The organism is Spirillospora sp. NPDC048819 (genome assembly GCF_040650055.1).
GTDB lineage: Bacteria > Actinomycetota > Actinomycetes > Streptosporangiales > Streptosporangiaceae > Spirillospora.
The window spans coordinates 25,405-49,411 of sequence record NZ_JBEZGN010000048.1 but is presented as its reverse complement, the minus strand read 5'-3'; the positions used below and the strand labels follow the sequence as shown (position 1 = coordinate 49,411).

29 protein-coding genes are annotated in these 24,007 nt (G+C 70.8%); 13 read left to right on the top strand and 16 right to left on the bottom strand.

Annotated elements, in window-relative coordinates; genetic code table 11:
- Nucleotides 1–79: 79 nt before the first annotated feature.
- The 9 genes from AB0C35_RS40705 to AB0C35_RS40665 form a co-directional block, all read right to left on the bottom strand.
- Nucleotides 80–1,000 (bottom strand): NAD(P)-dependent oxidoreductase, encoded by a 921-nt coding sequence (locus tag AB0C35_RS40705; RefSeq protein ID WP_358468114.1) that lies wholly within the window; start codon nt 998–1,000, stop codon nt 80–82.
- Between the two features lie 18 nt (nt 1,001–1,018).
- Nucleotides 1,019–1,474, bottom strand: a complete 456-nt coding sequence (locus AB0C35_RS40700) for a DUF1772 domain-containing protein (protein WP_358468112.1) — start codon at nt 1,472–1,474, stop codon at nt 1,019–1,021.
- 337 nt (nt 1,475–1,811) lie between these two features.
- Nucleotides 1,812–2,333, bottom strand: coding sequence for a hypothetical protein (locus AB0C35_RS40695; RefSeq protein WP_358468109.1), 522 nt, complete (start codon nt 2,331–2,333; stop codon nt 1,812–1,814).
- Between the two features lie 14 nt (nt 2,334–2,347).
- Complete coding sequence (locus AB0C35_RS40690; protein ID WP_358468107.1) at nt 2,348–2,692, bottom strand: antibiotic biosynthesis monooxygenase family protein; 345 nt, start codon at nt 2,690–2,692, stop codon at nt 2,348–2,350.
- 1 nt (nt 2,693) lies between these two features.
- On the bottom strand, nt 2,694–3,887 hold the full coding sequence (locus AB0C35_RS40685) for an SDR family oxidoreductase (protein ID WP_358468104.1): 1,194 nt from the start codon (nt 3,885–3,887) through the stop codon (nt 2,694–2,696).
- Nucleotides 3,888–4,041: 154 nt separating this feature from the next.
- Nucleotides 4,042–5,466: a multicopper oxidase domain-containing protein gene (locus AB0C35_RS40680; RefSeq protein WP_358468101.1), complete on the bottom strand. Its 1,425-nt coding sequence runs from the start codon at nt 5,464–5,466 to the stop codon at nt 4,042–4,044.
- 140 nt (nt 5,467–5,606) lie between these two features.
- A complete protein-coding gene (locus tag AB0C35_RS40675; protein WP_358468098.1) occupies nt 5,607–5,963 on the bottom strand; it encodes an antibiotic biosynthesis monooxygenase family protein in 357 nt (118 codons plus the stop codon).
- A complete protein-coding gene (locus tag AB0C35_RS40670; protein ID WP_358468095.1) occupies nt 5,938–6,174 on the bottom strand; it encodes an acyl carrier protein in 237 nt (78 codons plus the stop codon). The genes AB0C35_RS40675 and AB0C35_RS40670 overlap by 26 nt, the downstream gene beginning before the upstream one ends.
- Nucleotides 6,175–6,309: 135 nt before the next feature.
- Nucleotides 6,310–8,337, bottom strand: a complete 2,028-nt coding sequence (locus AB0C35_RS40665) for a BTAD domain-containing putative transcriptional regulator (RefSeq protein ID WP_358468093.1) — start codon at nt 8,335–8,337, stop codon at nt 6,310–6,312.
- A gap of 779 nt (nt 8,338–9,116) precedes the next feature.
- Between AB0C35_RS40665 and AB0C35_RS40660 the strand changes: the two genes are divergently transcribed.
- Together AB0C35_RS40660 and AB0C35_RS40655 are read left to right on the top strand one after the other, a co-directional pair.
- Nucleotides 9,117–9,401 (top strand): hypothetical protein, encoded by a 285-nt coding sequence (locus AB0C35_RS40660; RefSeq protein ID WP_358468090.1) that lies wholly within the window; start codon nt 9,117–9,119, stop codon nt 9,399–9,401.
- Between the two features lie 103 nt (nt 9,402–9,504).
- A complete protein-coding gene (locus AB0C35_RS40655; protein WP_358468087.1) occupies nt 9,505–9,945 on the top strand; it encodes a MarR family transcriptional regulator in 441 nt (146 codons plus the stop codon).
- Between the two features lie 160 nt (nt 9,946–10,105).
- On the opposite strand, the gene AB0C35_RS40650 is transcribed toward AB0C35_RS40655, so the two are convergent.
- The 4 genes from AB0C35_RS40650 to AB0C35_RS40635 all read right to left on the bottom strand — a co-directional run bounded on the left by AB0C35_RS40650 (nt 10,106) and on the right by AB0C35_RS40635 (nt 12,794).
- The gene (locus tag AB0C35_RS40650; RefSeq protein WP_358468084.1) at nt 10,106–10,726 is read right to left on the bottom strand and encodes a DUF1707 domain-containing protein; all 621 of its coding nucleotides are present in this window, start codon (nt 10,724–10,726) and stop codon (nt 10,106–10,108) included.
- A 67-nt stretch (nt 10,727–10,793) separates the two neighbouring features.
- Entirely contained in the window at nt 10,794–11,297 is a 504-nt protein-coding gene (accB, locus tag AB0C35_RS40645; protein ID WP_358468081.1) for an acetyl-CoA carboxylase biotin carboxyl carrier protein, read from the bottom strand.
- Between the two features lie 24 nt (nt 11,298–11,321).
- Nucleotides 11,322–11,825: a MarR family transcriptional regulator gene (locus AB0C35_RS40640; RefSeq protein ID WP_358468078.1), complete on the bottom strand. Its 504-nt coding sequence runs from the start codon at nt 11,823–11,825 to the stop codon at nt 11,322–11,324.
- A gap of 60 nt (nt 11,826–11,885) precedes the next feature.
- On the bottom strand, nt 11,886–12,794 hold the full coding sequence (locus AB0C35_RS40635; protein ID WP_358468076.1) for an NADP-dependent oxidoreductase: 909 nt from the start codon (nt 12,792–12,794) through the stop codon (nt 11,886–11,888).
- 106 nt (nt 12,795–12,900) lie between these two features.
- Between AB0C35_RS40635 and AB0C35_RS40630 the strand changes: the two genes are divergently transcribed.
- Complete coding sequence (locus AB0C35_RS40630; RefSeq protein WP_358468074.1) at nt 12,901–13,281, top strand: MmcQ/YjbR family DNA-binding protein; 381 nt, start codon at nt 12,901–12,903, stop codon at nt 13,279–13,281.
- Nucleotides 13,282–13,299: 18 nt separating this feature from the next.
- On the opposite strand, the gene AB0C35_RS40625 is transcribed toward AB0C35_RS40630, so the two are convergent.
- Nucleotides 13,300–14,322, bottom strand: coding sequence for an RNA polymerase subunit sigma-70 (locus AB0C35_RS40625; RefSeq protein WP_358468072.1), 1,023 nt, complete (start codon nt 14,320–14,322; stop codon nt 13,300–13,302).
- 91 nt (nt 14,323–14,413) lie between these two features.
- Between AB0C35_RS40625 and AB0C35_RS40620 the strand changes: the two genes are divergently transcribed.
- The 4 genes from AB0C35_RS40620 to AB0C35_RS40605 all read left to right on the top strand — a co-directional run bounded on the left by AB0C35_RS40620 (nt 14,414) and on the right by AB0C35_RS40605 (nt 17,181).
- The gene (locus tag AB0C35_RS40620) at nt 14,414–14,776 is read left to right on the top strand and encodes a nuclear transport factor 2 family protein (protein ID WP_358468070.1); all 363 of its coding nucleotides are present in this window, start codon (nt 14,414–14,416) and stop codon (nt 14,774–14,776) included.
- Between the two features lie 108 nt (nt 14,777–14,884).
- Nucleotides 14,885–16,408: an MFS transporter gene (locus tag AB0C35_RS40615; RefSeq protein WP_358468068.1), complete on the top strand. Its 1,524-nt coding sequence runs from the start codon at nt 14,885–14,887 to the stop codon at nt 16,406–16,408.
- A 63-nt stretch (nt 16,409–16,471) separates the two neighbouring features.
- Nucleotides 16,472–16,966: a hypothetical protein gene (locus tag AB0C35_RS40610; RefSeq protein WP_358468067.1), complete on the top strand. Its 495-nt coding sequence runs from the start codon at nt 16,472–16,474 to the stop codon at nt 16,964–16,966.
- A 2-nt stretch (nt 16,967–16,968) separates the two neighbouring features.
- Nucleotides 16,969–17,181, top strand: a complete 213-nt coding sequence (locus AB0C35_RS40605; protein ID WP_358468066.1) for a DNA-binding protein — start codon at nt 16,969–16,971, stop codon at nt 17,179–17,181.
- 175 nt (nt 17,182–17,356) lie between these two features.
- Here AB0C35_RS40605 and AB0C35_RS40600 read toward each other — a convergent pair whose 3' ends face one another.
- Nucleotides 17,357–18,283 carry a Rieske 2Fe-2S domain-containing protein gene (locus tag AB0C35_RS40600; RefSeq protein ID WP_358468065.1) on the bottom strand — a complete coding sequence of 309 codons (927 nt, stop codon included), beginning with the start codon at nt 18,281–18,283 and terminating at the stop codon, nt 17,357–17,359.
- Between the two features lie 164 nt (nt 18,284–18,447).
- On the opposite strand from AB0C35_RS40600, the gene AB0C35_RS40595 reads away from it, so the two are divergent.
- From AB0C35_RS40595 to AB0C35_RS40570, 6 genes are all read left to right on the top strand, one after another.
- Nucleotides 18,448–19,074, top strand: a complete 627-nt coding sequence (locus AB0C35_RS40595; protein WP_358468063.1) for a glyoxalase — start codon at nt 18,448–18,450, stop codon at nt 19,072–19,074.
- 62 nt (nt 19,075–19,136) lie between these two features.
- Entirely contained in the window at nt 19,137–19,601 is a 465-nt protein-coding gene (locus AB0C35_RS40590) for an AraC family transcriptional regulator (protein ID WP_358468062.1), read from the top strand.
- A 5-nt stretch (nt 19,602–19,606) separates the two neighbouring features.
- Entirely contained in the window at nt 19,607–20,017 is a 411-nt protein-coding gene (locus tag AB0C35_RS40585; protein ID WP_358468059.1) for a VOC family protein, read from the top strand.
- Nucleotides 20,018–20,163: 146 nt separating this feature from the next.
- Nucleotides 20,164–20,346, top strand: a complete 183-nt coding sequence (locus AB0C35_RS40580) for a hypothetical protein (RefSeq protein ID WP_358468056.1) — start codon at nt 20,164–20,166, stop codon at nt 20,344–20,346.
- A 73-nt stretch (nt 20,347–20,419) separates the two neighbouring features.
- Complete coding sequence (locus tag AB0C35_RS40575) at nt 20,420–21,508, top strand: dihydrodipicolinate reductase (protein WP_358468053.1); 1,089 nt, start codon at nt 20,420–20,422, stop codon at nt 21,506–21,508.
- Nucleotides 21,509–21,533: 25 nt separating this feature from the next.
- Nucleotides 21,534–22,271, top strand: a complete 738-nt coding sequence (locus tag AB0C35_RS40570) for a glucose 1-dehydrogenase (protein WP_358468050.1) — start codon at nt 21,534–21,536, stop codon at nt 22,269–22,271.
- A gap of 73 nt (nt 22,272–22,344) precedes the next feature.
- On the opposite strand, the gene AB0C35_RS40565 is transcribed toward AB0C35_RS40570, so the two are convergent.
- Nucleotides 22,345–24,003: an MFS transporter gene (locus AB0C35_RS40565; protein ID WP_358468047.1), complete on the bottom strand. Its 1,659-nt coding sequence runs from the start codon at nt 24,001–24,003 to the stop codon at nt 22,345–22,347.
- Between the last annotated feature and the right edge of the window lie 4 nt (nt 24,004–24,007).

Sequence of the window (24,007 nt, the reverse complement as noted above, 5' to 3'; positions counted from 1 at the left end):
GTCCGAGGTGTTCTGTCGGTCTTCATCGCACACGCGCCCGCTTGAGGCTCGCTGGACGGGCGGGCACGTCCCGGCGGGGTCAGCCGCGGCCGGTGTGCTCGGCCAGGACGGCCAGGTCCCGGTCGCCGTCGCCGCGCTCGACGGCCTTCGCGACGATCTCCAGGACGCGTTCGGCCAGCGGGAGCTCCGCCCCGGCCCCGTCCGCCAGCTCGATCGCGTACCGCAGGTCCTTGGCCATGAGGCTGCTGCGGAACGCCGCGGGGGTGTAGCGGCGCTCGCGCATGATGGCGGCGCGGAACGTCATCACCATCGAGCTGACGCCGCTGCCGCCGATGCAGTCGAGGACCTCGTCGCGGTCCAGCCCGCCGCTCTCGCCGAGCGACACCGCCTCGGCCAGCGCCGCGATCTCGGCGCCGATCAGCACGTTCAGCACCAGCTTCATCGTCGCCGCCGCGCCCGCGCCGCCGAAGTAGCGCACCTCATGGCCGAGGTCGGAAAGGACGTCGTGCACCGCGTCCACGTCCGCCCGCTCGCCCGCGGCCATCACCCGCATCTCGCCTGACCTGGCCTGCATCGGATTGCCGAGCACGCACGCCTCGACCCGGCGCGCCCCCAGGTCGGCGAGCCGGCCGGCGGCCTCCCGGGCGAACGCGGGGGTGACGGTGGAGGTGTCGATGACCGGGGTTCCCGGGGCGAGCCCGTGGACCGCGTCCCCGAACAGCACCTTCTCGACCGCGGCCTCGTCGGCGAGGCTGACGATCACCACGTCCGCGCCCCGGGCCGCGTCCGCCGCCGTCCGCGCGGCCCGCGCCCCGGCCTCGACCACCGGCGCCGCCTTCTCCGGCGTGCGGTTGTAGACGCGAACCGAACGGCCGGTCTCCACCAGCCGGGTCGCCATCCCGGCGCCCATCACCCCCAGCCCGATGAACGCGACCTCACGATTCTTTCCCGAATTTCCGCCCGTGTTCTCCAGCGCGGTGTTCTCCGGCGCAGTGCTCATCAGCTCGCTCCTTGGGATTCAGGCCACGACGGCCAGGGCGTTCAGCAGCAGGGCCGCGATCGCCAGCCCGGTGCGCAGCAGATGCCACCGGCGCCACTCCGCGCGGGGGTCCCGCCAGTCCGCCGGCAGCGGCGCGTCCGGGTCCAGCCCCTTGACCTGCCGGTTCAGCGGCACGTTCAGCAGGTGCGACACCCCGGAGACGGCGACCAGCAGCGCCGCGGCGCAGCCGAACAGCACCCGGGACCCGTTTCCGCCCGCGACCACCGCGAGAGCGACGCACGTCAGCGCGGACGTGAGGACGATCGCGGGCATCGTCGGGTCCCAGTTGCGGCCGAGCAGCTGGTGGAAGCGCACGTACATCAGCGGCGACACCGCCGCCATCGCCGGCACAACGCTGATGGCGACGGCCAGCAGCACGCCCGCGGTGATCCCGCTCCCCGTGAGGCCCACGACGACCAGCGCGTTCTCGAGCACGGCTTCCTCCGATTCGGCTCACCACCGCGGACCCGGGCGGCGTCCGCACCTACCGGGCACCCTCCACCGGTGTGCTCGACGCGTGATCGAGGGAGGCTCGGCGGCCCGGACGCGCCGTCGAGGCGAGATCAGCCCACCATCGAGCCCCCGCCCCGGCCCCCCGTCGACCGGCCCGAAAGGACCGGGCAGGCCAAGGACCAGGCAGGCCAAGGACCGGGCAGCCGCCGAGACCGGCGGCCGGTCGGCCGCCCGGCAACAGGGCCGGGGCGGCTGTTGGCTCGCGGGTGGGCATGTGTCGAGGCCGGGCGCGGTTGCGCCCGGCCTCGGTGAGGTTCCGTCAGGAGCCCAGCCTCCACGGCGGGAACCCGAACCGGGTCCCGGTCGCGGTGGCCTCATGGGTCAGCACCACGTTGCCGGCCGGGTCGAGGAACTGCGCCGTTCCGCTCTCCTCCAGCAGGGTGGTGGACGTGACGGTCCCGGACATCGCGACCACGACCATCCCGCCGATCTGACCGTCGGCGATCACGAAGTGCCGGTACTCGATCTCGAACGTCCGCGAACCGGTGGCCCGCCAGGTGCCGAACCCGGTGACCGTGGACGCGTCGGTGCCGGAAACCATGCCGTCCTGCCCGAAGGAGAACATCCCCTTCTCCGGCGGACGGCCCGACCCGGTGACGATGACCTCCGTCAGCCACGTCCCCACCAGCGGATGGGCGTTCCAGGTCTGCGCGTTCGCGCGGTCCGGGGCCACCGCCGAGGCGAGCAGGGCGGTCGCCCCGGCAGCGGGCAGCCAGCGGCCGCCCTTGCGCAGCATCTCCCTGCGGTCCACGCGCCCCGCCTCCGCCGCGTTCTCTGTCATGGCTCTCCCCTCGGCTACGGCCGCACCGGCTCAGCGGTGGTCGCCTGGCCGGTCATCTCGAAGACCACCTGCATCGTCACCATGGACGCCGACGCCCGGAACGGATGCAGCTTCGTGCGGTGCTCCAGATGCTGTGCGCTCTGCTCGAACTCGCGGAATCCCGGCTCGTCGACCCAGTCGCTGACGACGAAGTAGGCGTTGTCGTCCCCGTCCTCCCGCGACAGCCACTGCCGGATGTTCGCGGGGTGCTCGGTGATCGCGTGGCCGACCCGGTGCCAGGTGTCCTCGAACTCGCGCTCCATGCCCGGGTGAATGCACATCCGGAGCATGACGCGGAAGATGCCCGCCTCGTCCCGCATCTCAGATCCCTCCGTCGACATTGATCGTTTCTCCGGTGATGAAGGCGCCCAGGTCGCTGGCCAGGAACAGCACCGGTCCGGCGATGTCGCCCACCACGCCGAGGCGGCCCACCGAGGTGAGCCGCTGGTACCGCTCGCGGATCTCCGGGGTCACCTCCTCCTCCGTCTCGACCGGCCCCGGCGCGACGAGGTTGACCCGGTACCCCTTCGGGCCGAGCTCCTTCGACAGCGAGCGGGTCAGCCCGATGAGGCCCGCCTTGGACGCGGTGTAGTGGGACCGCAGCGGGATCCCGACCGTGGCCACCTTGGAGCCGATGTTGATGATCGAGGCGCCCGGCGACAGGATCGGCAGCGCCTTCTGCACGACAAGGAACGTTCCGGTGAGGTTGACGTCCAGCACCCGGCGCCACTCGGCGACCTCCAGCTCGCCGAACGGGATGTGGCTGATGCTGCCGGCGTTGTTGACGATCACGTCGATGGTGCCGAGGTGCTCGCGGCACACCGTCATCAGCCGGTCGATGTCGGCCTCGACGCCGACGTCGGCCTTGACGACCCGGTGGTCGCCTTCGGTCTCGCTCAGCTCCTTGACCAGGCTGTCCACCAGGGGCCCGTCGGTCCGGTGACAGGTGACCACGGTGGCGCCCGCCCGCGCGAACGCCAGCACGATGCCCCGGCCGATGCCGCGGGTGCCGCCGGTGACCAGCACGCGCCGGCCCGAGTGGTCGAGGCGCACACCGCCCTCGGCCCGCGCCGCCGCCTCCTCCACGATCCGCTTGATCCGCCGCATCTGGACGGCGGTGTTGCGGTTGAGGCGCGCGGTCATGCCCTCGTCGTCCAGCGGGGCGCCGGCCTTCATCGTGAAGTCCTGCTGCCAGCGCATCCGGACGCCGCCGTCGACGTGCTCGTACTCCCAGAACAGGTTCATGTACTCGAACACGCCGGTCTCCACGCGGTGGGACCGGACGGTCCGCGTCTGCGGGTCGGGCGTCCGCTCCGACACCCAGCTCCAGACGGTTCCGTTCTCGTCGGGGTGGAGCGAGAGGCGGAACCGGATCTTGTCCCCGTCCCGCTCCACGATCTCGGCGGCGGCGTACTCGCTGAACAGGCCGGGCCAGGACTCGATGTCGTTGGTCATGTCCCAGACCAGGTCCATCGGCGCGTTGATGACGATCTCGTTGTCGGTGTGTCCAGCCATGCTGGTGTCCCTCCATGGACGTGGTCGTGGTCGCTCGAATGCTGCCGACCCGGCCTAGAACCGCTCTGGTGGACCGCTGGTGTCCCCGGTCCGCGCCCGCCGGTCGCCGGTGCCCGGCCCCCGTCCCCGATTTCGATCCCGATCTCGATCCCGATCAGACGATCTCCGCCTGCGCCATCATCCCCATCGACGAGTGGTCGAGCAGATGGCAGTGGTAGAGGTAGCGGCCCAGGTAGCGGTCGTAGCGCACCTTGATGCGGACGGTGCTGCCGTGGCCGACGTACACGGTGTCCTTCAGCCCGGTCTCGTGGGCCGCCACCGCCTGCCCGTCGCGGTCCAGCACCTCGAACGACGTGCCGTGCAGGTGCATGTTGTGCGGCACGGAAGGGCCGGCGCCCGTGTTGTGCACCCGCCAGATCTCGGTGTCGCCGCGCCTGATCCTCATGTCGACGCGGTCCATGTCGAAGGTCTTGCCGTCGATGAGCCAGCCCCCCTTCTGCGGGTCGAAGCCGAAGTGCACGTCCCGTGTCACCTGGGCCTCCCCGAGGTCGGGCGCGCTCACCGGCGACTCCGGGATACGGCTGGGGTCCCAGACCCGCCGCCCGACGTCGAACCGCATGACGTTGCGCGTCGCGTCGTCCGTCCCGAACTCGTTGACCAGGACGATCCGCGTCCCGGGGTCGTGGGCGCCGAAGTCGACGACCACGTCGGCGCGCTCGCCCGGCGACAGCATGATGTTCTTGACCGGCCGCGGCGCCGGCAGCAGCCCGCCGTCGGACGCCACGACGGTCATCTCCGTGCCCGTGCTCAGCCCGAGGGAGAAGAACCGCAGGTTGGAGGTGTTCAGGAGGCGCAGCCGGTACTTGCGCGCGGACACCTCGAAGTACGGCTGCGGACGCCCGTTGACCAGGACCGTGTTGCGGTACTGGAAGTCGTCCATCTCGAAGACGATCTGCCCCGCGTCGTCGAACCGGATGTCGCGCAGGATGATCGGGACGTCGTGGCGCCCGGCGGGCAGCCCGAGACGCAGCTCCGCCGGGTCGGTGATGATGTACGTCCCCGACAGGCCCCGGAAGATCATGTCGGCGGACATGTGGTGCGTGTGGTCGTGGTACCAGAGGGTCGTTGCGGGCTGGTCGTTCGCGTACACGTAGTCGCGGGAGGCGCCCGGCTCGATCAGGTCGGACGGATAGCCGTCGTTGCTCACCGGAGTGTGCCCGCCGTGCAGGTGCACGTTGGTCTCCATGTCCAGGGCGTTCGTCTGCCGGATCACGACCCGGCGGTCCTTGAGGGCGTGGACGACCGGGCCGAGGAACCGGCCGTCATAGCCCATGATCTTCGTCTGGACGCCGGGCAGGATCTCGGCCTGGGCCTCCCGGACGGTCATCTCGTAGTAGTCCGTCGTCCACGTCCGCCGGACCGGCCTGGCCCGGGGCGGCAGCGCCAGCGGCACCGAGAACGCCTCCGGCGCCGCCGTCTCGCGGAGCCGGCGCAGGGAGGCCGCTCCGAGGCCGCCCGGCACGGCCAGTCCCGTGACACCGACCGCGCCCAGTTTCAGCGCGTCCCGTCGCTTCAGCATCCCGTCCAATGAGCAGCCCTCCCAGATGGTTTCTCGATCGGAACGGGCACACCGTGCCCCGGCCCGCTTGAGGACGGCTGGTGTCCCCGGCCACCCGGGAAGGCCGCTCGGGTCGCGGACGGCTCAATGGGCGGGCGAGCTCAGTACGCGGCGACCACCTCGTACACGCCGAACGTCGCGGCCGCGCCCGCGTCGGCGCTCTGCAGGGGGCGGAGCGGGGCGGTGGTGTCGCGGTGGGAGGCCGTCCTCTCCCAGTCGCTGAACGCCGCCGCGTCGCGCCATTCGCTCATCACGGCGAAGGAACCCGGGTCGGCCAGCGACCGGAGCAGAACGTTGCCCAGCAGCCCGGGCGTCCCTTCGAGATCACGGCTGATCTTGTGGTAGGCGTCCTCGACCGCCCGTGCGTCGCCGCCCGGCGCGCTCGCGTAGACCAGGACGTGCACCCGGCCGAGAGCGTCGCCGGCCCGGCGCTCACGCGGCGAGGCGGGGACCGACATAGCCGACGACGGCGTCGGGGGTGGGGAGCTCGGAGACGGTCTCGTCGGGGATGGCCACCAGGAACTCCTGCTGGATCCTCGCCGCCATCTCCAGCACGGCCAGCGAGTCGTAGCCCATCTCCTCGAAGCTGATGGTGCCGATGTCGTCCTCCAGGCTGACGGAGTCCGGCTCGCCCGCGCAGTCCCGCAGGATCCTTCTGATGTCATCCACCGTGAATCTGGACAATGTCCTCACCTTTCCAGAGCCGATGGGGTCACTGTCGCGGTGCGGACTTGAACTCCGCTGGATCCGGCTTGGAGGCCGGGCCGGATACAGCTCGAGTCCGATCGGCGGACGCCCGCCCGGCTACCCGGCGCCCTGGCCGGCCAGCCCGTTGGCGTGATGGGGCCGCGGTTCCCCGTTGCGCTGGAGCCGCCGGCGGAGCTGCTGCTCGTAGCCGTCGTCGCGGGCCGGCTCGTAGCCGTCCCCGCGCTGCGGCTCGCCGGCCTCGAGCGCGGGGACCTCACCCGCTCGCGGACCGGGCAGCGACCGGCCGAGGGGGATGCCCTCGGTGTGGGCCTGCGCGCGCATCGGCTCCAGGAAGTCCTGGTCGAGGCGTTCGCGGGCGTAGAGGCGGATCAGCTCGTGCATCCGGTAGCGGATCTCGCCGGCGCTGGCGTCGGCCACCGACAGCAGGTTGCAGCTCGCCAGCCGGACGAGCTTGGCCTCCACCAGATCGGTTCCGGAGCCGACCAGCCGGGCGGCGACGTCGGCGGTGAACTCGGTGGGCGGGAGCAGGCTGACCAGCCGGAAGATGCTGCGGTCCTGCGGCTCCAGGCGCAGGTAGCTGGCCGCGTAGCGGGAGCGGACGTCCAGGTCGGCGAAGGCGAGCACGTCCAGGCGCCCGGCGTCGGGCTCCAGCCGCTTGACGAGCTTGCCGATCGGCCAGTTGCGGGTGGCGGCCAGCCGGGAGCCCAGGCTGCGCATCGCGACGGGCAGCCGGCCGCACAGCGCGGCGGCCCGCTCGGCGAAGCGCCGCTCGGCACCCGCGTACCGCCGTCCGCTCGCGGACTCGATCAGCTCGACCGCCTCGTCCTCGGGCATCTCCTCCAGCAGCACGTGCCGCACGCCGGGCAGGCTGTACAGGCCCCACCGGCTGGTGACGAGGACCGAGCTGCCCGGCGACGCCGGCATCAGCGGCGCCACCTGCGGAACCGAGGAGGCGTCGTCGAGCACCACCAGGATCCGCCGGCCCATCGTCCAGGTGCGGAACAGGTTGGAGCGCTCCTCCAGGCCGTCCGGCATCTCCCGGGCCGGCACCCCGACCGCGCGGAGGAAGCCCTCCAGGATCGGACGCGGGTCGGCGGGATGTTCGGCGGTGCCGCGGAGGTCGGCGTACAGCTGGCCGTCGGGGAACTCGGCGCGGATCGCGTGACCCGTGCGCAACGCCAGCGTGGTCTTCCCGGCGCCGGGCATGCCGGACACGCACACCGTCCGGCCGGCCGTGCCCTCCCTGCCCGCGGCGAGCAGGCCGGTGCAGACGCTCTCCAGTACGTCCGCCCTGCCGATGAAGTCCGGGATGTCCGCGGGGAGCTGGGCCGGTGACGGCAGCGGACCGGACGACACCGCCACCATCGCGGACGGTCCGGACGGCGTCCTGTCCTCCGGCTCCTCCGCCTCCTCGGAGTTGAGCAGGGTCAGGTGCAGCCGCTGCACCGTCGCCGAGGGCTCCATGCCGAGTTCGTCGACGAGCATCCGGCGCAACCCCTGATACACCTCAAGTGCCTCGTAGCGGCGCCCGGACCTGTCGAGCGCGACCATCAGATGACCGTGGAAGCGTTCGTTCAGCGGCTGCTCGGACACCAGCATCTTCAGCTCGCTCACCAGCTGCTGGTGCCGCCCCAGCTCGAGGTCGGCGGTGATCCGCTGTTCCAGGACGCGCAGCCGCTCCTCTTCGAGACGTGTCACATGGGCCGACAGGATGTCCCCGACGGAGACGTCGGCGAGCGCCGGACCGCGCCACACGGTCAGGGCCTCCGACAGCAGGGCCGAGGCGCTGGCCGCGTCCCCCTCCTCCAGCGCCGCTCGTCCCTCCTGAGCCAGGCGCTCGAACCGGAGCAGGTCGCCCAGCTCGGCGGGAACGTCGAGCAGGTATCCGGAGATCCTCGTGTGCAGCTCGGCCGAGGGGCAGTGCTCCAGGACGTCCTTCCGCAGCTTGTATATGTACGTCTGCAGCGTCGTCATCGCGCTGTTGGGCGGCTCCTCCCCCCACAGCTCGTCGATCAGTTCACCCACCTGGACGAGCTTTCCGGACCGCACCAGCAGGAACGCGAGCACTTGCCGCACCTTGGGCGCGGTCGGAGTTATCTCCACCCCGCCGTTGGCCACCCACATTGGGCCGAGAATCCGAAAATGCATGCGCCATTCACCTCCTGATCCCGTTCATCATGGACACCCTCTAACCCCAGAACGATCAACACCCAAGGATTGTCAGCGTGATCAGTGAATTAGGCAATGAGTCACCGCCTAGACGACTGGCCATAGATATCTCACTCACAAAAGAAGCGGAGCACTCTTGATTTCAAGACGATCACTCCATAGGCTTATCAGTCCACGTCGCACATCATGCGACTAGGCGGCTACTCTGTGCATTCCCTCGAATCGCCGGCCTGCGGCCGCCTGCGTCAATGACCGCCACACCATGCACAGCGGCGCCTTGGGCTGCACTCGAAGATTGCTCGCGCAGCGACCGGGCGAAGCCACCTGCACTCCAATAGCTGGCACCAGATATATTTCTGCCCGCTACCTGCGGAATGATCTTGCAGGTAAGCCTGGCGATCGTTGACAACTGAACCCCCAGTGTGATTCATCGACCGTTCGATCTTAGTTAACAATGCACGGGGTTCGGCTGGCCGGATCTGGACCGACCATGACAGACATCTGTAAACCAAGGGCTTTCGGCAACTAATGCTAATCGGTCATGTCGAAATGTTCCGGTGGCGAAATGTTGTCCGAAAAGCCGCTGGCCCGTCGGTTCACCGCCACCCGGCGGAGCACGACCGCGCGGCGGCGGCCCCGGCGCCCGCGCCGGCGCCGCCGGTCCAGCGGCCCTCGACCGGCCGGAGAGCGCCGCGGGCCACGCTCGGACGCAGGATCGAGGGCGGAGGGCCCCCATGCGCAAGACGAGCCGCACGATCGCGGCGCTGCGACGAGTCATGAGTCACCTCTACGTCGGCCTGATGTACTGCGGGACGCACGCCTGGCCGACGGCCGAGCTGATAGCCGCGGTGCGGGCCGCGTCCGCCGAGTCCACCGCCCGGGCTGCGGGGCACGCACGACGCGGGGGGCCGCTGCGGGCGTCCCCGGAGAAGGTCACGCCCTTCAACGATCTGCCCGACACGGAGCGCCTCCTCCTCCTGGAGCTCGAGCAACAGCTCAAGCGGGAGAAGGAGGAGTAGGAGCCGCACCCTGCCGAGCGAGCCACCGCCACCCTCAGGCAGTAATCTCTAAAGTAGAGTTACTCATATTTAGTGTTCCTCTACAAGGGAGGGAAGCAAGGTGATGGCTCGCCCCCGGTACGAGGACATGCGCACCGAGATCATCCGGCACAGTCTGTGGAGCGTCCTGCTCTACCAGGCCCTCGCCGACCGGCTGGGACTGTCCCTGAAGGACGCGCTGGGCGGCGCCGCACTGGCGCTCGACGGCCCCCGCACCCCCGGCGGCCTCGCCCGGCTGCTGAGCGTCACGACCGGCGGCGCGGTCACCGGCGTCGCCGACCGCCTGGAGGACGCCGGCCTGGCCCGCCGCACCCGGGACCCCGATGACGGACGCCGCGTCATCCTCGAACCCGTCCCGGAGAATCTGGCCGTGCTCCTCGCCCACCTCGACCGGGCCGCCCGGCTCGCGGCGCGCACGGACGGCCTGTCCGACGGCGAGCTCTCGCTTCTCCTCGGCTGGCTGCAGGAACAGAACGCGGCCGCCGCCCAGGACCTCACCGGCTGAGCGCAGCACCGGCTACTGCGCAACGCACCGCCAACCGCCAGGCTCAGCACCGGCTGCGCAACGCACCGCTCAACGCCGGGCTCAGCACCGCTCGCGCAACGCACCGCTCAGCACCGGGCCTGCACCGCCTGTGCGCTGGGCCCTGCTGCGCGGCGGCGTCTCAGGGCAGCAATTGGGGCCGGGAGCGCGCCGGCCGGCGCAGCAGCCACTCCAGGAAGCTTCTGCGCGGACCCCGCACGATGACGTTCCCGTGCCGGACGCTGCCCGTGACGGCGACACGGAGCCGGGCCGGTGCACCGGTCGCGCCGCGCGCCCGGTACGGCCGCACGTTGCCGCTGCGGACCGTCACGCTGCCGATGTCGACCTCGACCTCGGGCGGCACGATGAGCCGCACATTCCCGTGGCTGACCGTGACCTCGATGTCCAGGACCGGGTGGACGAGCGTGGCCCGGGTGAAGTCGATGACCACGTTCCCGCTGTGCGCCTCGACCTCCAGGCGGCGCGGGACGACCCAGCTCCCGGCCCGCTCGATGTTGCCCTGGCGGGCCTCCAGCCGCAGCAGCTCCGGGACGTCCGGGGCGGCGGGCGCCGGAAGGTCGCGCAGCAGCGCCCGCAGCTCCCCGTGGGTGCGGGCCGTCAACGCCAGCTCCAGCCGCTCGTCGAGGTCCTGCGCGTTCAGGCGGCCGTCGCCCGCCGCATCCCTGAGCCGGTCGACGACGTGATCGCGGTCCTCGTGGGACGCGCGCAGCTCGGCATGCCCCGGCTCCAGCCCTTCGCTCATACCCCGCATCCTAATCACTGAAGTCTCGGAACGCGAGATTCTTCCGGATTGGAGCAACGGTCCCGCCTCAGTCGGACGGCGCGAGCACGAACAGCGGCTGGCCGTACTCGACCGGCGTGGCGTCGTCCACCAGGACCTCGACGACGCGGCCCCCCTGTTCGGCGGTCACCGCGTTCATCAGCTTCATGGCCTCCACGATCGCCACCTGCTGCCCCGCCTCCACCTTGTCGCCGACCTCGACGAAGGGCCCGGCGTCGGGCGACGGGGCGCGGTAGAACGTCCCCACCAGCGGGGCGTTCACCACGAAGGCACCGTCCTCGCGTTCCGGCGCGGGTTCCTCGGCGCGCACGCCCGTCTCCGCCGGCTCTCGCGCGGCGCCCGTCCCCACCGGCTCGCGGCCGTTGGCCGGCGCCTCGGGCCATTCGACTTCGACGCTCATCTCGCCCACCCGCAGGCGCACGCTCTTCAGCGGCCCGCGCGTCGCGCCGATGAGATCGGCCGCCCGCCGACACAGGTCGTCAAGGACGGTCTGTTCCTCGTTCATCGGCACCCCGGCCTTCCCGCTCGTCACATCGTCGAGCGTGGCCGAACCGGCTCAATCCCCGCTGGAGTCCGGCTGAAGGTCGGGCGCCGCCGCGCCCTTCATCGCGTCGGCGTGCTCCAGCAGCGCCTGAAGCCGGCGTCTCAGCTCGAGGTTCTCGGGACTGTCCGCGCCGCCGAGGGGTTCGAGGTAGCGGTCCTCGAGTTCGCGGACGACGGCGAGCGCGGACCTGACCGTCTCGACGCCCTTGCCGGTGAGCGTCACCTGGAAGGCACGGGGATCGGCGGGATTGTCCTTACGTTCCACCAGGCCGCTGCCTTCGACCTGGCGGACGAGCCGGGAGACGTACATGGGCTCCAGCCCGCTGTAGTCGGCGAGCTGCCGCTGGCTGGGCCGCACACCGCTCTGCTCCATGCTGTAGAGCGACGCGACCACGGCGTACTGCGCGTGCGTCAACCCCAGCGGCCCGAGCACGCGGTCCATGGCGACCCGCCAGCGCAGCGAAACGTGCCACAGCAGGTAGCCGCTGCTCGGGGGACCGTCGAACTGCTTCGCCATGCGAACAGTGTACTTGTTTACTATTCGTCCGGACCGCCGCACGTCTCCCGGCTCGCGGTCTCAGATCTCCAGGATGACCTTGCCGGGGACGCCTCTGGCGTCGAACGCCTCCCTCGCCTCCGCCAGCGGATGGACGGCGCCGATGTGCGGCCGGAGCCGCCCCGCCTCGGCTCGCTCGGCGAGTCCCCGCAGCTGCTCCCGGTCGGGCTCGACGATGAAGAAGACGGCGCGTCCCGCCTCCGGCAGCACCGGCGGCGGCGCCGTGATCGAGACGAGCGCGCCGCCCGGCTTGATCTTCTGCGCGGAACGGGCCAGCAGGTCGCCGCCGATGGTGTCGAAGATCAGGTCGACCGGCTCGACGGCATCCTCGAACCGCTGCCGCTCCAGGTCGACGAAGGTCTGCGCACCCATCTCCGCCGCGAGGCCGGCGACCCGTCCCCGCCCGGTGGCGATGACGTGCGCCCCCGCCTCGCGGGCCAGCTGGACCGCGAGCGTGCCGGTCGCACCGCCCGCCCCGTGAATGACGACGCTCTGGCCGGATTCCAGGCCGCCGTGCACGAAGAGCCCCTGCCAGGCGGTCAGCCCCGCAATCGGCAACGCGGCCGCCTGGGTATAGGTCAGCGCCTGCGGTATCCGCGCAAGGTTGCGCGCCTCGACCGCCACGTACTCCGCCGCCGCCCCGTCGCGATGCCAGTCGGTGAGGCCGAAGACCCGGTCGCCGACGGCCAGACCCGTCGTGCCGTACCTGACCTCGGTCACCTCACCGGCCACCTCGTGCGCGGGAATGGACGGCGTCCGGTCCCGCCCGGCCCTGTCGACCCAGGTGCCGGGCCACTCCAGCTCGTCCGGGACGAAACCCGCCGCGTGCACCCGCACCATCACGTCGCCGGTGGCCGGCTGCGGCACCGGCGCGTCCTCCAGAACGAGGCCCTCGGTCCCACCGGGCTTATGGATGCGCACTGCTCTCATGGTCGATCACCCTCCTGCTCAAAGCCTTTCATGCCAGGAAGACCACGTGACCGGGCCCGATGTGACGGACGGATGAATCGTCCGACGCGGCTGGTACACCTCGGATATGGGCGTTGACGAGTTCCTGACGATCGTGCTCGCGCTGCCGGAGGTGACGCAGAACGACGGGCATCCGAAACTGACCGGCTTCCGGGTACGCGACAAGGGCTTCTGCTACCTCGACGAGGCCGAAGAGACCCTCATGCTCAAGGCCACCCGCGAAGAACAGGCCGCCCTGGTCGCCGAGGCCCCCGAGGTCTTCGCCCCCTCCTGGGCGGGCGGCCGCTTCGCCTGGGTCGAGATCAACCTCACAAAGGTCGACCCTGAAGAGCTGGCCGAACTCGTCACCGAAGCCTGGCGCCTGTCAGCCCCCAAACGCCTCACCAGCACGATCGACATGACACGACCGTCCCCCAAGACCTCCTCGGGGGGCGCGGAACCCGACTGACGGGCGAGGCCGCACAGATCATCGGCCGGGGTGTCCCTGAGCATGCACGGGGAGCGTCGCGGGGAGCCCCGACCGGGAGAGCACCTCCCCGTCGAGGAAGCGGGTGATGGCGAGGATGCGGCCGGGCCCCGGAGTCAGGACGATCAGCCCGGCCGGGTACGCGACCGGCTCGGAGGCATCGGGGAGATAGCAGCCGAACGCGGGCTGGGTGTTGACCCGGGTGGACACCAGACGGAACCGGCGGCCGTCCCGCCACAGCGCCCCGGCCCGCAGGAAGGCCGCTGTCGCCGCCGTGCCTTGGTACTCGTGCGGCGCCGGCGGCATCGCGAGCCACGCGTCGTCGGTGAGCAGCGCGACGACGCCGTCGATGTCGTCCGCCGTGAACGCCTCGGCGAAGCGCCGGGTGAGGTCGCGTTCCTGAGCCGAGCCGGGTCGCGGAGACACCGGGCCGCGGCGCTCACCGAGCCCGGCACGGGCACGCTGCAGCGAACCCTTGACCGCGGTCTCGGTGGTGTCCAGCATCTCCGCGACCTCGGCGGTGGAGTAGCCGAGGACGTCCCGCAGCACGAGCGTCGCGGTCTGGCGCGGCGGCAGCCGCTGGAGCGCGGCGACGAACGCCAGCTCCACCGCCTCCCTACTCTGGTACCTCGCCTCCGGCCCGGGACTGCTCTCGGACACCTGGTCGAGCAGCGCGTCCGGGTACGGCTGGAGCCAGGTCACGTCACCGCGGCGGGTGGGTTCGGGCGGCTCGAACGGCGGAACCGGTTCAGGCGGGACGCGCCGCTTCGCGTCGCGCAGCGCGTTGAGGCACCGGTTGGTGGCGATCCGGTACAGCCAGGCCCGCAGCGACGACCGTCCTTCGAAACCGTCCAGACCGCGCCAGGCCGCCAGCAGCGTCTCCTGAAGCATGTCCTCCGCGTCGGTCAGCGAGCCGAGTATCCGGTAGCAGTGCAGCCGCAGCTCACCTCGGTACGGGCCGGTCAGCTCGCCGAACGCCTCCGCGTCACCGGCCCGGGCACGGGCGAGTGTGGCCTCGGTCACGTTCGCGTCCTCACCGTTCCGTTCGGGCCGACACCGGTGTCTCAACACATGCGTACCACGCGACAGGCCTTCACTCACGAGAGGAACACCGATGAACAGCACCGCCCTGAAGACAGCGCTGGCGTACCACGACGCGTGGACCGGCAAGGACTTCGAACGAGCCATGACCTACATCGCCGACGACATCGTCTGCGACGCCCCGGCCGGGCGGATCGAGGGCGCCGCCGCGTACCGCGCGTTCATGGGCCCGTTCGTGGAGCTGCTCGTCCACGCGGAAATGATCGCGGCCTACGGCGACGACGAGACCGCCCTGCTCATGTACGACACCGAGACCGTCCCGGTGAAACGAGCGCCGGGCGCCGAATGCGTCACCGTCAAGGACGGCAAGATCACCTACAGCCGGTTCATCTTCGACCGCGTCCCCTTCGAGGCCGCCCGCCGCGCATCCACCTGACCCGCCCGCCCGAACGGCCGCGCTCCGACGCCCTTGCCGCCCCGGCAAACCACCCACCATGCTGAGAAGACGCCCATCTCTCAAGGCAACGCCGGTGGAGCCCTCGGCATGACACCGCAGGACGGCAAGGACGCTGAGCCGGCTCAGCCGCCGCACGGACTCCTCGCCGTCCTCCTCCTGAGCACGTTCATCGTGGTGTTCGACACCGCCGGGATGGTCATTCCGCTGCCCGCGATCCTGGACGACCTCGGCGGCACGCTCGATATGGCGACGTGGGCGTACGGCGCCTTCATCCTTACATTCGCCGTGTTCCTGCTGCCCTCGGCCAGGCTCGCCGACAGGCAGGGACACCGCCGGTCGCTCCTCTCCGGCATGGCGATCTTCACCGCGGCGTCTCTGGCGTGCACCCTCGCCCCGTCGATCGAATTCCTGGTGGCCGCACGCGCGGTCGAGGGGCTCGGCGCGGCGATGGCCGAGCCGGCCGCCTTCGCCTTGACGAAGACGGCCTTCGCGGGACAGGCGAGAGAACGCGCGGCCACCGCGCACCGAGCGGCGTTCGCCGCCGCCGCACTCACCGCGCCTCTCCTCAGCGGGCTCATCACCTGGGGCCTGTCCTGGGAGTTCATGTTCTTCCTGAACGTCCTCACCGGCGCGGCCGTGCTCTTCTCGGGCAGCAGGCTGATCCCCGCGACACGCGGAGACCGTCCACGACGCTCCCTCAACGTCCCCGGCACCCTCCTGGGCGGTCTCGCGGTGTTCGCCCTGGCCTTCACCGTCATCGAGGGCACCCGCTTCGGCTGGGACTCCCCGCTCATCATCGGCTTCGCCGCCGCCGGCGCAGCGCTCCCAGCCCTCTTCATCCTCAACGAGCGACGCGCCGACGACCCGCTCGTGTCTCGCACCCTGCTCAAGTCGCGGCGGTTCACCCTCGGCAACATCGCCCGCGGGATCGGCGAGTTCGCGAGCCTCGGACTGTTCTTCGCCCTGTCACACGTCCTGCAGGTCCAGCACGGCTACTCGGCGCTCGCGGCCGGGGCCCTGCTGATGTCGGTCATCGCCGGAGCGGTCATCGTCGCGCCCGTCTCCGAATCGCTCACCGGGAAGGTCGACGTCCGGCTGCTGGTGACCCCCGGCTTCCTGCTGATCGCGGCGGGCACCTTCTGGGTCGCGCACTCGTCGCCGAATTCCAGTTGGCCGTTCTTCCTCGCCCCACTGGTCATCGCCGGCGCGGGATTCGGCCTCCAAGAGGACCCCACCGCCGCCACCGCCCTCAGAGACGTCCCCGCCACGCATACGATCACGGGCCGCGACATCTCCTATGTCGCCTACCTGCTGGGAATCACCGCAGGCGTAGCGGTGGTCTCCGCAGTCTGGCAGAACCGATTCATCACCGAGGCCGGCCAGGCCCTCCGGGGGGCCGGCGACGGAGTCAGCGGAGATCCCGCCGCGGACATCACCGGGCCGGACGCGCAGCACCTGCGCGAACTGGCCGAAGCCACGTTCACCGACGCGGCCGGCACCGCACTTCTCGGCTGCGCCGCAATGGCCGTACTGGGCGCCATCGTCGCGCTGTTCCTCTCCCCCGCAAAAGGCCTCGACCGGAACCACCCGGCATCCCCATCGCCGAGTTGAACGCGACTTCCGGCCGCCCAAGTCGTGCTTCTCGGGAACACCCGTCCACTACGCTGGCGGGTCATGTATGAGATCGCCAGGATGGCCGGGTTTTACGGTGCCCACGGTGTGTGGAGCGTCTCCGGAGGGGAGACGCTGGTTCCCATGCTCGGCTATGGGCATCCGGACGGCAGCCAAGGCATGGAGCGCCTCGTGTCCGACGATATCGCCGTCGGCGCGAAAGCAGGCCAGGACGCTTTGGAGACGGGCCGCCCCGACTGGGTTCGCGCGGTTCTCATCATCGACGCCTACCTTCACCTGGAGGCGGGGAAAACCGATGCGTTGATCGTCGATGCCGTCGAATATCTCCCAACGCGGCGATCGCTGAAGATGGCCATCCCCTACCGGCCGCAGCCGACCGCCCAGGGGTTCGCCGTCTACCGTCCCAAGTTCCTCGAGGTCACCGGCATCGATGAGCCGGACATCGCCGCGCTGGCCGACTCATTCTTCTCCGGAGTCGACTCCCACGAGCAGGCGGCCGCCGTCTGGAACGCACACCTGCTCGACGAATCAGCCTGACCATGAGCAGCGAAAACGGCACCGACCTCCCGAAACTCGCCGCCCCTGCCAGGCGAGCTCTCGCAGGCGCCGGCTACGACACCCTCGAACAACTCGCCCAAGCCAGGGAAGCCGACGTCGAAGCACTTCACGGAATGGGCCCGAACGCAATGAACACCCTGCGAAAGGCCCTCCAAGCCCACGGCTTGTCCTTCCACACCGACAACACCCCGTGAACTTGCCAACCCGCCTCGGCCGTGCTCGTGCTTGGCGAAGGGCAGGAGCTTTGCTACTTCGCGCTCGACGGCCTTCCCGGCCCCATGCCGCCGTTCGCTCGTGAGGCCATTGAGCGATGGCAGGAACGGGCTGCCTGAGCCGGGCTCGGTGTGGGTCAGTGATGGCCTGGACTTGTCAGGTGGCCGGGGTTCGCGCAAGGCGGCGCCGTGCCCGGTGGGCGCGGTGCTCGGCCACCTCGGCGGGGGCGGCCGCCGGAGGGACGCGAACCTCGATGCGCCCGTCCTGGATCCGGGTCTCGTAGCAGGGCTGTGGCGTGCTGGCCGGGCCGCGCTCGATGCCGCCGTCGGCGAACCGGAACGTGCTGCCGTGCCACGGGCAGGTGACGCAGCCGCCCTCGAACGTTCCCTCGCCCAGCGGGCCGCCCATGTGGCTGCAGGTGGCGGCCAGGGCGTGCACCGTCCCGTCCGTCCGGTGGAGCAGGATCCGCACGCCGTCCGCGTCCGCCGTGCGGTGCTCGCCCTCGGCCAGCTCGGCCGCCGCCAGTACCGGCGTCCACTCGTCCGGGCCCTGCTGCCACGCGGTGCGGTTGACGTTGACGCCCTTGACGAACGTCAGGTGACCGCCGAGGTAGGCGCTGATCGCCATCACCCCGAACCCGGCGAACCCCAGGGCCTTGCCCTTGCGGCGGTCACCGCGGGCACGGGCGACGAGTGACGCGATGTACAGCGTCAGAGCTGTGCTGTTGGCGGTGGCGTGGACCAGCCCCACGCGCCGCTCCGGCCCGATCGTGTCGGACCAGTCGTTGAGCCCGGTGACGGCGGTGGGCACGGCCGCGACGATCCCGGCCTTCACCAGCAGGTCGGCCGCCGGTTCGGCCTCACGTCCGCCCACGGCGTCCAGGAGCCCCGCCATGGTCCAGGCGCCGATCGGCACATCGGTGAGCGCCGGGTGCAGCGGATGCCCGAGATTGGTCCCGCTGAGCAGATTCCGGACGAGCCGCGGCCGAACCACCCGCTTGGCCCCTGAACTCACCGGCTTGGCGACCTTGTCCAAGGTCTCCGCCTTCTCCAACCGACGCACCGCCCTGTGCGGCATGCTCATAACGCCTCCCCCAAGGCACGACTCCATTCGTCCGCTCCCTATCCCCGCATCACCCCTCGAAACCGTCCATGGACCGATCACCCCGGCCGGCGGCGTCGCCACCGGTACAAACCGGTCAGGAATCGAGAAGCGCCGGCCACGGGGCCGCGCCTAGCGTCACCGTCATGACTTCCATCGAATCCATCACCCTTGAGGCGTCCGACCTCGACGCCGCCGACCGCTTCTACGCCACCGCCTTCGGCTTGGGCTCCCAGGTGCTCCTGCGGGCCTCGGACGCACCGACCAGCGGATTCCGCGGCTTCACGATGTCGCTCACAGTGGCCCAGCCCGGGAACGTCAACGCCTTCATCGACGCCGCTCTCGACGCAGGCGCCACGGCCATCAAGCCCGCCGCGAAGTCCTTCTGGGGCTACGGCGGGACCGTACAGGCCCCCGACGGGACGATCTGGAAGGTCGCGACGTCGAAGAAGAAGGACACGGGCCCGGCCGCCCGGGAGTACGACGACATCGTGCTCCTGCTGGGGGTCGCGGACGTGGCGGCGACCAAGCGCTTCTACGTCGACCGCGGCCTCGCCGTGGCGAAGAGCTACGGCCGCAAGTACGTCGAGTTCGCCCCCTCGTCGGGTCCGGTCAAGCTGGCGCTCTACGGGCGCAAGGCCCTCGCCAAGGACGCCGGCGTCTCCCCTGACGGCACCGGATCGCACCGCCTCGTGATCGGCACCGACGCCCAGTCCTTCACCGACCCGGACGGGTTCGCGTGGGAGACCACGTCCGAGACCGCATCGCTTTGAGCCGACCCTCGTGTACGGACCGGCCGCGGGCCCACATCGCCGCGGCAGAACGGAGTCACCCCATGTGTCACCCCTCGTGGGGCCGCGCCCTCACCGCGGCGCAGCGCCAGCGCGACCTCGCGCGGCTGCGCCGCGTCCGCGACCGGATCGACCGCGAGTACGCCCAGCCGCTGGACGTGGAGGCCCTCGCCCGCGGCGTGAACATTTCGGCCGGTCACCTCAGCCGCCAGTTCCGCCTCGCCTACGGTGAATCCCCCTACGCCTACCTGATGACACGACGCATCGAGCGGGCGATGGCGCTGCTGCGCCGTGGCGACCTCAGCGTCACCGACGTCTGCTTCGCGGTCGGCTGCTCGTCCCTGGGCACCTTCAGCACGCGCTTCACCGGGCTGGTCGGTGTGCCGCCCAGCGTCTACCGGCGCCGGGCCGCACGCGCGACGGCGGGAATGCCGCCGTGCGTCGCGAAACAGGTGACCCGACCGGTCAGGAATCGAGAAGCACCGATTGCCGAGCCGCAACTAGCGTGACCGTCATGGACCTCAGCATTCACACGACCGTACTTCCGCACGACGACCCGGAGGCGTCCCTGGCCTTCTACCGCGACACCCTCGGCTTCGAAGTCCGCAGCGACGTCGGAAGGGGCACGATGCGCTGGATCACCGTCGGCCCCGCCGGCCAGCCCGGCACGTCCATCCTCCTGGCGCCCCCGGCCGTCGACCCCGGCATCACCGACGACGAACGCCGCACCATCGCCGAGATGATGGCCAAGGGCACCTACGGCTGGATCCTGCTCGCCACCCACGACCTCGACGACACCTTCGAGAAGGTCCAGGCCGGCGACGCAGAAGTCGTCCAGGAGCCGACCGAGCAGCCGTACGGCGTCCGCGACTGCGCGTTCCGCGACCCCGCGGGCAACCTGATCCGCATCCAACAACTGGCCTGAGCCGGCAGGACGGGTTCTCCCAGGTTGACGCCGATGGCCCTGGGGTGAGCCTGAGGACGCGAGGCCCGGCGTGGCCGCGGGCATGGGCCCGGATCAATCCGGAGGCGGCTATTGCGGCGGTGCTCGGCCGACCCTAAAGTGGACATGTGTCCAGTCAGGTGACCAGTCCAGCGCGGCGCCGAGGGCTCGATGCCCGGCAGGACACCCCGCCCACCCGGCCGTCCATCGCCGGCGAACCCGGTGGCCACGGTCATGCGCTCGTCAGCACGGCCGCGAACGTCGAGGCCGCCGCCGCGCCGGCCCCCGCGACGAGCCGAGCCCGCCGGTGACCTCACGGACTCGGGCCGCCCCCGGCAGGTCGACCTCGCCGTATGACCGGCACCGCCCCCCTCAAGGAGCACCATGGCCATCCGCGTCCTTCACGTGGCGACCGGCAACGTCGGCCGCATCGCCCTGTCGCAGCTGATCGAGGACCCCCGCTTCGACCTGGCCGGACTTGTCGTGTCGAACCCCAAGAAGGTCGGGCGGGACGCCGGCGAGCTCGCGGGCCTCGACGTGGTCACGGGTGTCGCGGCCACCGACGACCTGGACGCCGCACTCGCCGCCGCGCGGCCGGAGTGCACGGTGTACTGCGCGATCGGGGAGACCCGGTTGTTCGAGGCGCTCGACGACGTCCAGAAGATCCTCACCGCGGGCAGCAACGTCGTCGCCTCCTCGCCGGTCCCCCTGATCTACCCGTGGGAACTGTTGCCGGACCGCATGATCGACCCCATCGAGGACGCCTGCCGGGCGGGCGGAGTGAGCATCTTCACCACCGGAATAGACCCGGGGTGGGCCAACGACCTGCTGCCGTTCGCGATCGCCGGCACGTGCCAGCGAGTGGAGCAGGTGCGCTGCTCGGAGATCGCCGACTATGCGAGCTATGACGGCGGCCCGGTCCTGTTCGACTTCATGGGATTCGGCCGGCCCGTGGGCGACCTGCCGAAGATGTTCAAGCCGGGGATGCTGGCGGCGTCCTGGGGGGTCAGCCTCCGGATGCTGGCCCGGGGCTTCGGTTTCGAACTCGACGAGATCACCGAGTGGTTCGAACAGGAACCGGCGCCCGAGGCGTTCGACGTGGCCGCCGGGCACATCCCCGCGGGCGGTGTGGCGGCCGTGCGATTCCAGATCCGCGGCGTCGTCGGCGGCAAGGAGGTCCTGGTCATCGACCACACGAACCGGCTCCGCGGCGACCTGCGTCCCGACTGGCCGCAGCCGGCGCAGGACGGCGGCTCCTACCGGGTCGAGATCGTCGGCGAACCGTCCTACCGCGTCGACGTCTGCCCGAGCAGCGCCAAGGGAGACCACAACTACGCCGCGATCGCCGTGGGCGCCGGCCGCATCGTCAACTCCATCCCCGACGTCATCGCGGCGCCGCCGGGCCTTCGGACCCCGCTCGACCTGCCCTTCAACACCGCCCGTGGCGTCTTCGCGACGACACTGGCCGGCTGAGCCCGCACAAGAGAGGACACAAGCGATGGAACGTGTGGACGGGAAGGTCGCCCTGATCAGCGGCGGTGCGCGCGGCATCGGAGCGGCCGCCGCGCGGGCACTGGCCGCCGAGGGCGCCAAGGTCGTCATCGGCGACATCCTCGACGACGAAGGCGAGAAGGTCGCAGACGAACTGGGCGACGCCGGCCACTACGTGCACCTCGACGTGACGAGCGCCGAGGACTGGACGGCCGCCGTCGAGACCACCGTCAGCCGCTTCGGCAAGCTGAACGTGCTTTTCAACAATGCGGGGATCGCCAACGGCGCGGCCATCAACCGGTTCAAGCTGGAGAAGTGGCAGCAGATCATCGACATCAACCTCACCGGCCCGTTCCTCGGCATCCGCGCGGCCACCGACGCGCTGATCGCGGCCGGAGGCGGCTCGATCATCAACAACTCCTCCATCGAGGGTCTTCGAGGCACCTCCTGGGCCCATGGCTACGTCGCCTCCAAGTGGGGTCTGCGCGGCCTCACCAAGTCGGTCGCCGTGGAACTCGCCCCGCACGGCGTCCGGGTCAACTCACTGCACCCCGGCCTGATCCGCACCCCGATCACCGAGGGCATTCCCGACGACATGATCCCGATCCCGCTCGGACGCCCCGGCCGGCCTGAAGAGGTGGCCTCCTTCGTGGTCTTCCTCGCAAGCGACGAGTCCTCCTACGCCACCGGATCCGAGTTCGTCATGGACGGAGGCACCGTCAACCAAATCCCCCACAAAGCCTGACCACGCCGGCCTCCGACAGGCGATCGCCTGCCGGGAGGCGCTTTTCGGTCCGAGGCACCTGGCCCAGCGTCGGCTACCGCGACGGCTGCCGGTCACTGAACCAGGGCCGGTGACCGGGATGGGAGCGCATTCCGGTGATCGGGCAGCCCACCGTGTCCGCCGAGCGGTACCGGACGGTGCCCCGGCGTCGTCGCGTCCCGGCGAGCGCGAGGATCCCGGCCGCGACCGTCAGCCCTCCGGACAGGGCCATCCCAGTGTGAAAGGCGGCGACCGATGCCTGGGCGCGTGCCCGGTCGAGCCTCGCCGCCTCCTCGCCGGGCAACCCGGCGGTGCGTTCCGTCGAGAGGGGCCGATCGGCGGCCTCGGCGATCGCGGCGTGAGACCCGGGAGCCATGGGACGGCCTGCGAGCCCCGCATCGAGTGTGGCCGTGAACTGCGCGGTCATCACGACGCCGACCACCGCTATCGCGACCATGGATCCGATGCGGGCGACCGCGTTGTTCACCGCGGAGGCGACTCCGGCACGCCCGTCCGGGACGGCCGACATGACCCCTGATGTGAGCGGAGCGACCAGCATCGCCAGTCCGAGGCCATGGACGACGACCGAGATCAGCACCAGGACGACGGCGGCGCCGGTGTCGAGGCCGACGCTCAGCAGAAGCAGGATCGCGACCCCCGCCAGCGTCGAGCCGGCGGCCACGAAGCGATCACCACCCCAGCGATCGGCGTACACGGAGAGCCTGCCCGAGAGCAGGGAGAGCACCATGAGCGGAATCCCGCCGATCACACCGGCCGCCGCCGGGTGAAGACCGAGCCCGTTCTGGAGATAGATCACGGTGTAGGTGCCGCTCGCGATCAGCCCGCCGTAGAGCAGGAACGTCACGAGGTTGAGCACGGCGAATCCGCGGTTCCGGAACAGTCCGAGAGGCAGGACCGGGTTGGCGGCCCGCCGTTCCCAGGCGACCAGGGCGGCGGCGGTGAGGAATCCGACCGCCGTCGCAGCCGCCAGGGCCGGATGCGACCACCCGAGTCGCGGTCCTTGGATCAGCGCGAACGCCGCGGATCCGATCGTCAGAACGGACAACGCCGCTCCGGCCGCGTCGACCGCGCCGCCACGACCCCGGTCCGGCGACGGCCTGAGCACCCGCAGGAGGAGCAGAAGCGTCAACGCGATGAGCGGGAGCTCGGCCAGATAGACCGCCCGCCAACCGACGGCGTCGATGAGGAGGCCGCCGATCAGCGGACCGGCGAAGACCGGTACCCCGCTCCAAGCCGCCCACAACGAGATCGCCCGGGTTCGGCGTTCTCCGGAGAACGTCGTGGTGAGCACGGCCATCACGGTCGGCAGGATCAGCGCGACCGCCGCACCCTGCAGCAGCCGGCCTCCGACCAGGACTCCCGGTGTGGGGGCGAGCGCGACCACGAGCGTGGCCGCCAGGAACCCGGCGACCCCCAGCGCGAGGACTCGGGACGGGCCATGGACGTCGCCGAGCGAGCCGCCGGCCAGCAACAGTCCCCCGAGCGCGACCAGGAACGCGGCGACGATCCACTGCTGGGTCGTCAGGCCGGCATCGAGATCCGCGGTGATCGCCGGCAGCGCGACCGTGGTCATGATCCCGTCCAGGCCGACCATCGAGGACGCCAGGACGCATCCCGCCATCACCAGCCGCTCCGACCGGCCCCCCGTCCCCGCCGGCTTTCGGACGAGTGACTGCCGACGGCGCGTGGTCACAGCC

Bases quoted from the DNA above. Each gene is read 5' to 3' on its own strand.
- AB0C35_RS40705 (WP_358468114.1), bottom strand. From the start codon at position 1,000: ATGAGCACTGCGCCGGAGAACACCGCGCTGGAGAACACGGGCGGAAAT.
- AB0C35_RS40695 (WP_358468109.1), bottom strand. From the start codon at position 2,333: ATGACAGAGAACGCGGCGGAGGCGGGGCGCGTGGACCGCAGGGAGATG.
- AB0C35_RS40690 (WP_358468107.1), bottom strand. From the start codon at position 2,692: ATGCGGGACGAGGCGGGCATCTTCCGCGTCATGCTCCGGATGTGCATT.
- AB0C35_RS40685 (WP_358468104.1), bottom strand. From the start codon at position 3,887: ATGGCTGGACACACCGACAACGAGATCGTCATCAACGCGCCGATGGAC.
- AB0C35_RS40680 (WP_358468101.1), bottom strand. From the start codon at position 5,466: ATGCTGAAGCGACGGGACGCGCTGAAACTGGGCGCGGTCGGTGTCACG.
- AB0C35_RS40675 (WP_358468098.1), bottom strand. From the start codon at position 5,963: ATGTCGGTCCCCGCCTCGCCGCGTGAGCGCCGGGCCGGCGACGCTCTC.
- AB0C35_RS40665 (WP_358468093.1), bottom strand. From the start codon at position 8,337: ATGTGGGTGGCCAACGGCGGGGTGGAGATAACTCCGACCGCGCCCAAG.
- AB0C35_RS40660 (WP_358468090.1), top strand. From the start codon at position 9,117: ATGCGCAAGACGAGCCGCACGATCGCGGCGCTGCGACGAGTCATGAGT.
- AB0C35_RS40655 (WP_358468087.1), top strand. From the start codon at position 9,505: ATGGCTCGCCCCCGGTACGAGGACATGCGCACCGAGATCATCCGGCAC.
- AB0C35_RS40650 (WP_358468084.1), bottom strand. From the start codon at position 10,726: ATGAGCGAAGGGCTGGAGCCGGGGCATGCCGAGCTGCGCGCGTCCCAC.
- AB0C35_RS40640 (WP_358468078.1), bottom strand. From the start codon at position 11,825: ATGGCGAAGCAGTTCGACGGTCCCCCGAGCAGCGGCTACCTGCTGTGG.
- AB0C35_RS40635 (WP_358468076.1), bottom strand. From the start codon at position 12,794: ATGAGAGCAGTGCGCATCCATAAGCCCGGTGGGACCGAGGGCCTCGTT.
- AB0C35_RS40630 (WP_358468074.1), top strand. From the start codon at position 12,901: ATGGGCGTTGACGAGTTCCTGACGATCGTGCTCGCGCTGCCGGAGGTG.
- AB0C35_RS40620 (WP_358468070.1), top strand. From the start codon at position 14,414: ATGAACAGCACCGCCCTGAAGACAGCGCTGGCGTACCACGACGCGTGG.
- AB0C35_RS40615 (WP_358468068.1), top strand. From the start codon at position 14,885: ATGACACCGCAGGACGGCAAGGACGCTGAGCCGGCTCAGCCGCCGCAC.
- AB0C35_RS40610 (WP_358468067.1), top strand. From the start codon at position 16,472: ATGTATGAGATCGCCAGGATGGCCGGGTTTTACGGTGCCCACGGTGTG.
- AB0C35_RS40605 (WP_358468066.1), top strand. From the start codon at position 16,969: ATGAGCAGCGAAAACGGCACCGACCTCCCGAAACTCGCCGCCCCTGCC.
- AB0C35_RS40600 (WP_358468065.1), bottom strand. From the start codon at position 18,283: ATGAGCATGCCGCACAGGGCGGTGCGTCGGTTGGAGAAGGCGGAGACC.
- AB0C35_RS40595 (WP_358468063.1), top strand. From the start codon at position 18,448: ATGACTTCCATCGAATCCATCACCCTTGAGGCGTCCGACCTCGACGCC.
- AB0C35_RS40590 (WP_358468062.1), top strand. From the start codon at position 19,137: ATGTGTCACCCCTCGTGGGGCCGCGCCCTCACCGCGGCGCAGCGCCAG.
- AB0C35_RS40585 (WP_358468059.1), top strand. From the start codon at position 19,607: ATGGACCTCAGCATTCACACGACCGTACTTCCGCACGACGACCCGGAG.
- AB0C35_RS40575 (WP_358468053.1), top strand. From the start codon at position 20,420: ATGGCCATCCGCGTCCTTCACGTGGCGACCGGCAACGTCGGCCGCATC.
- AB0C35_RS40570 (WP_358468050.1), top strand. From the start codon at position 21,534: ATGGAACGTGTGGACGGGAAGGTCGCCCTGATCAGCGGCGGTGCGCGC.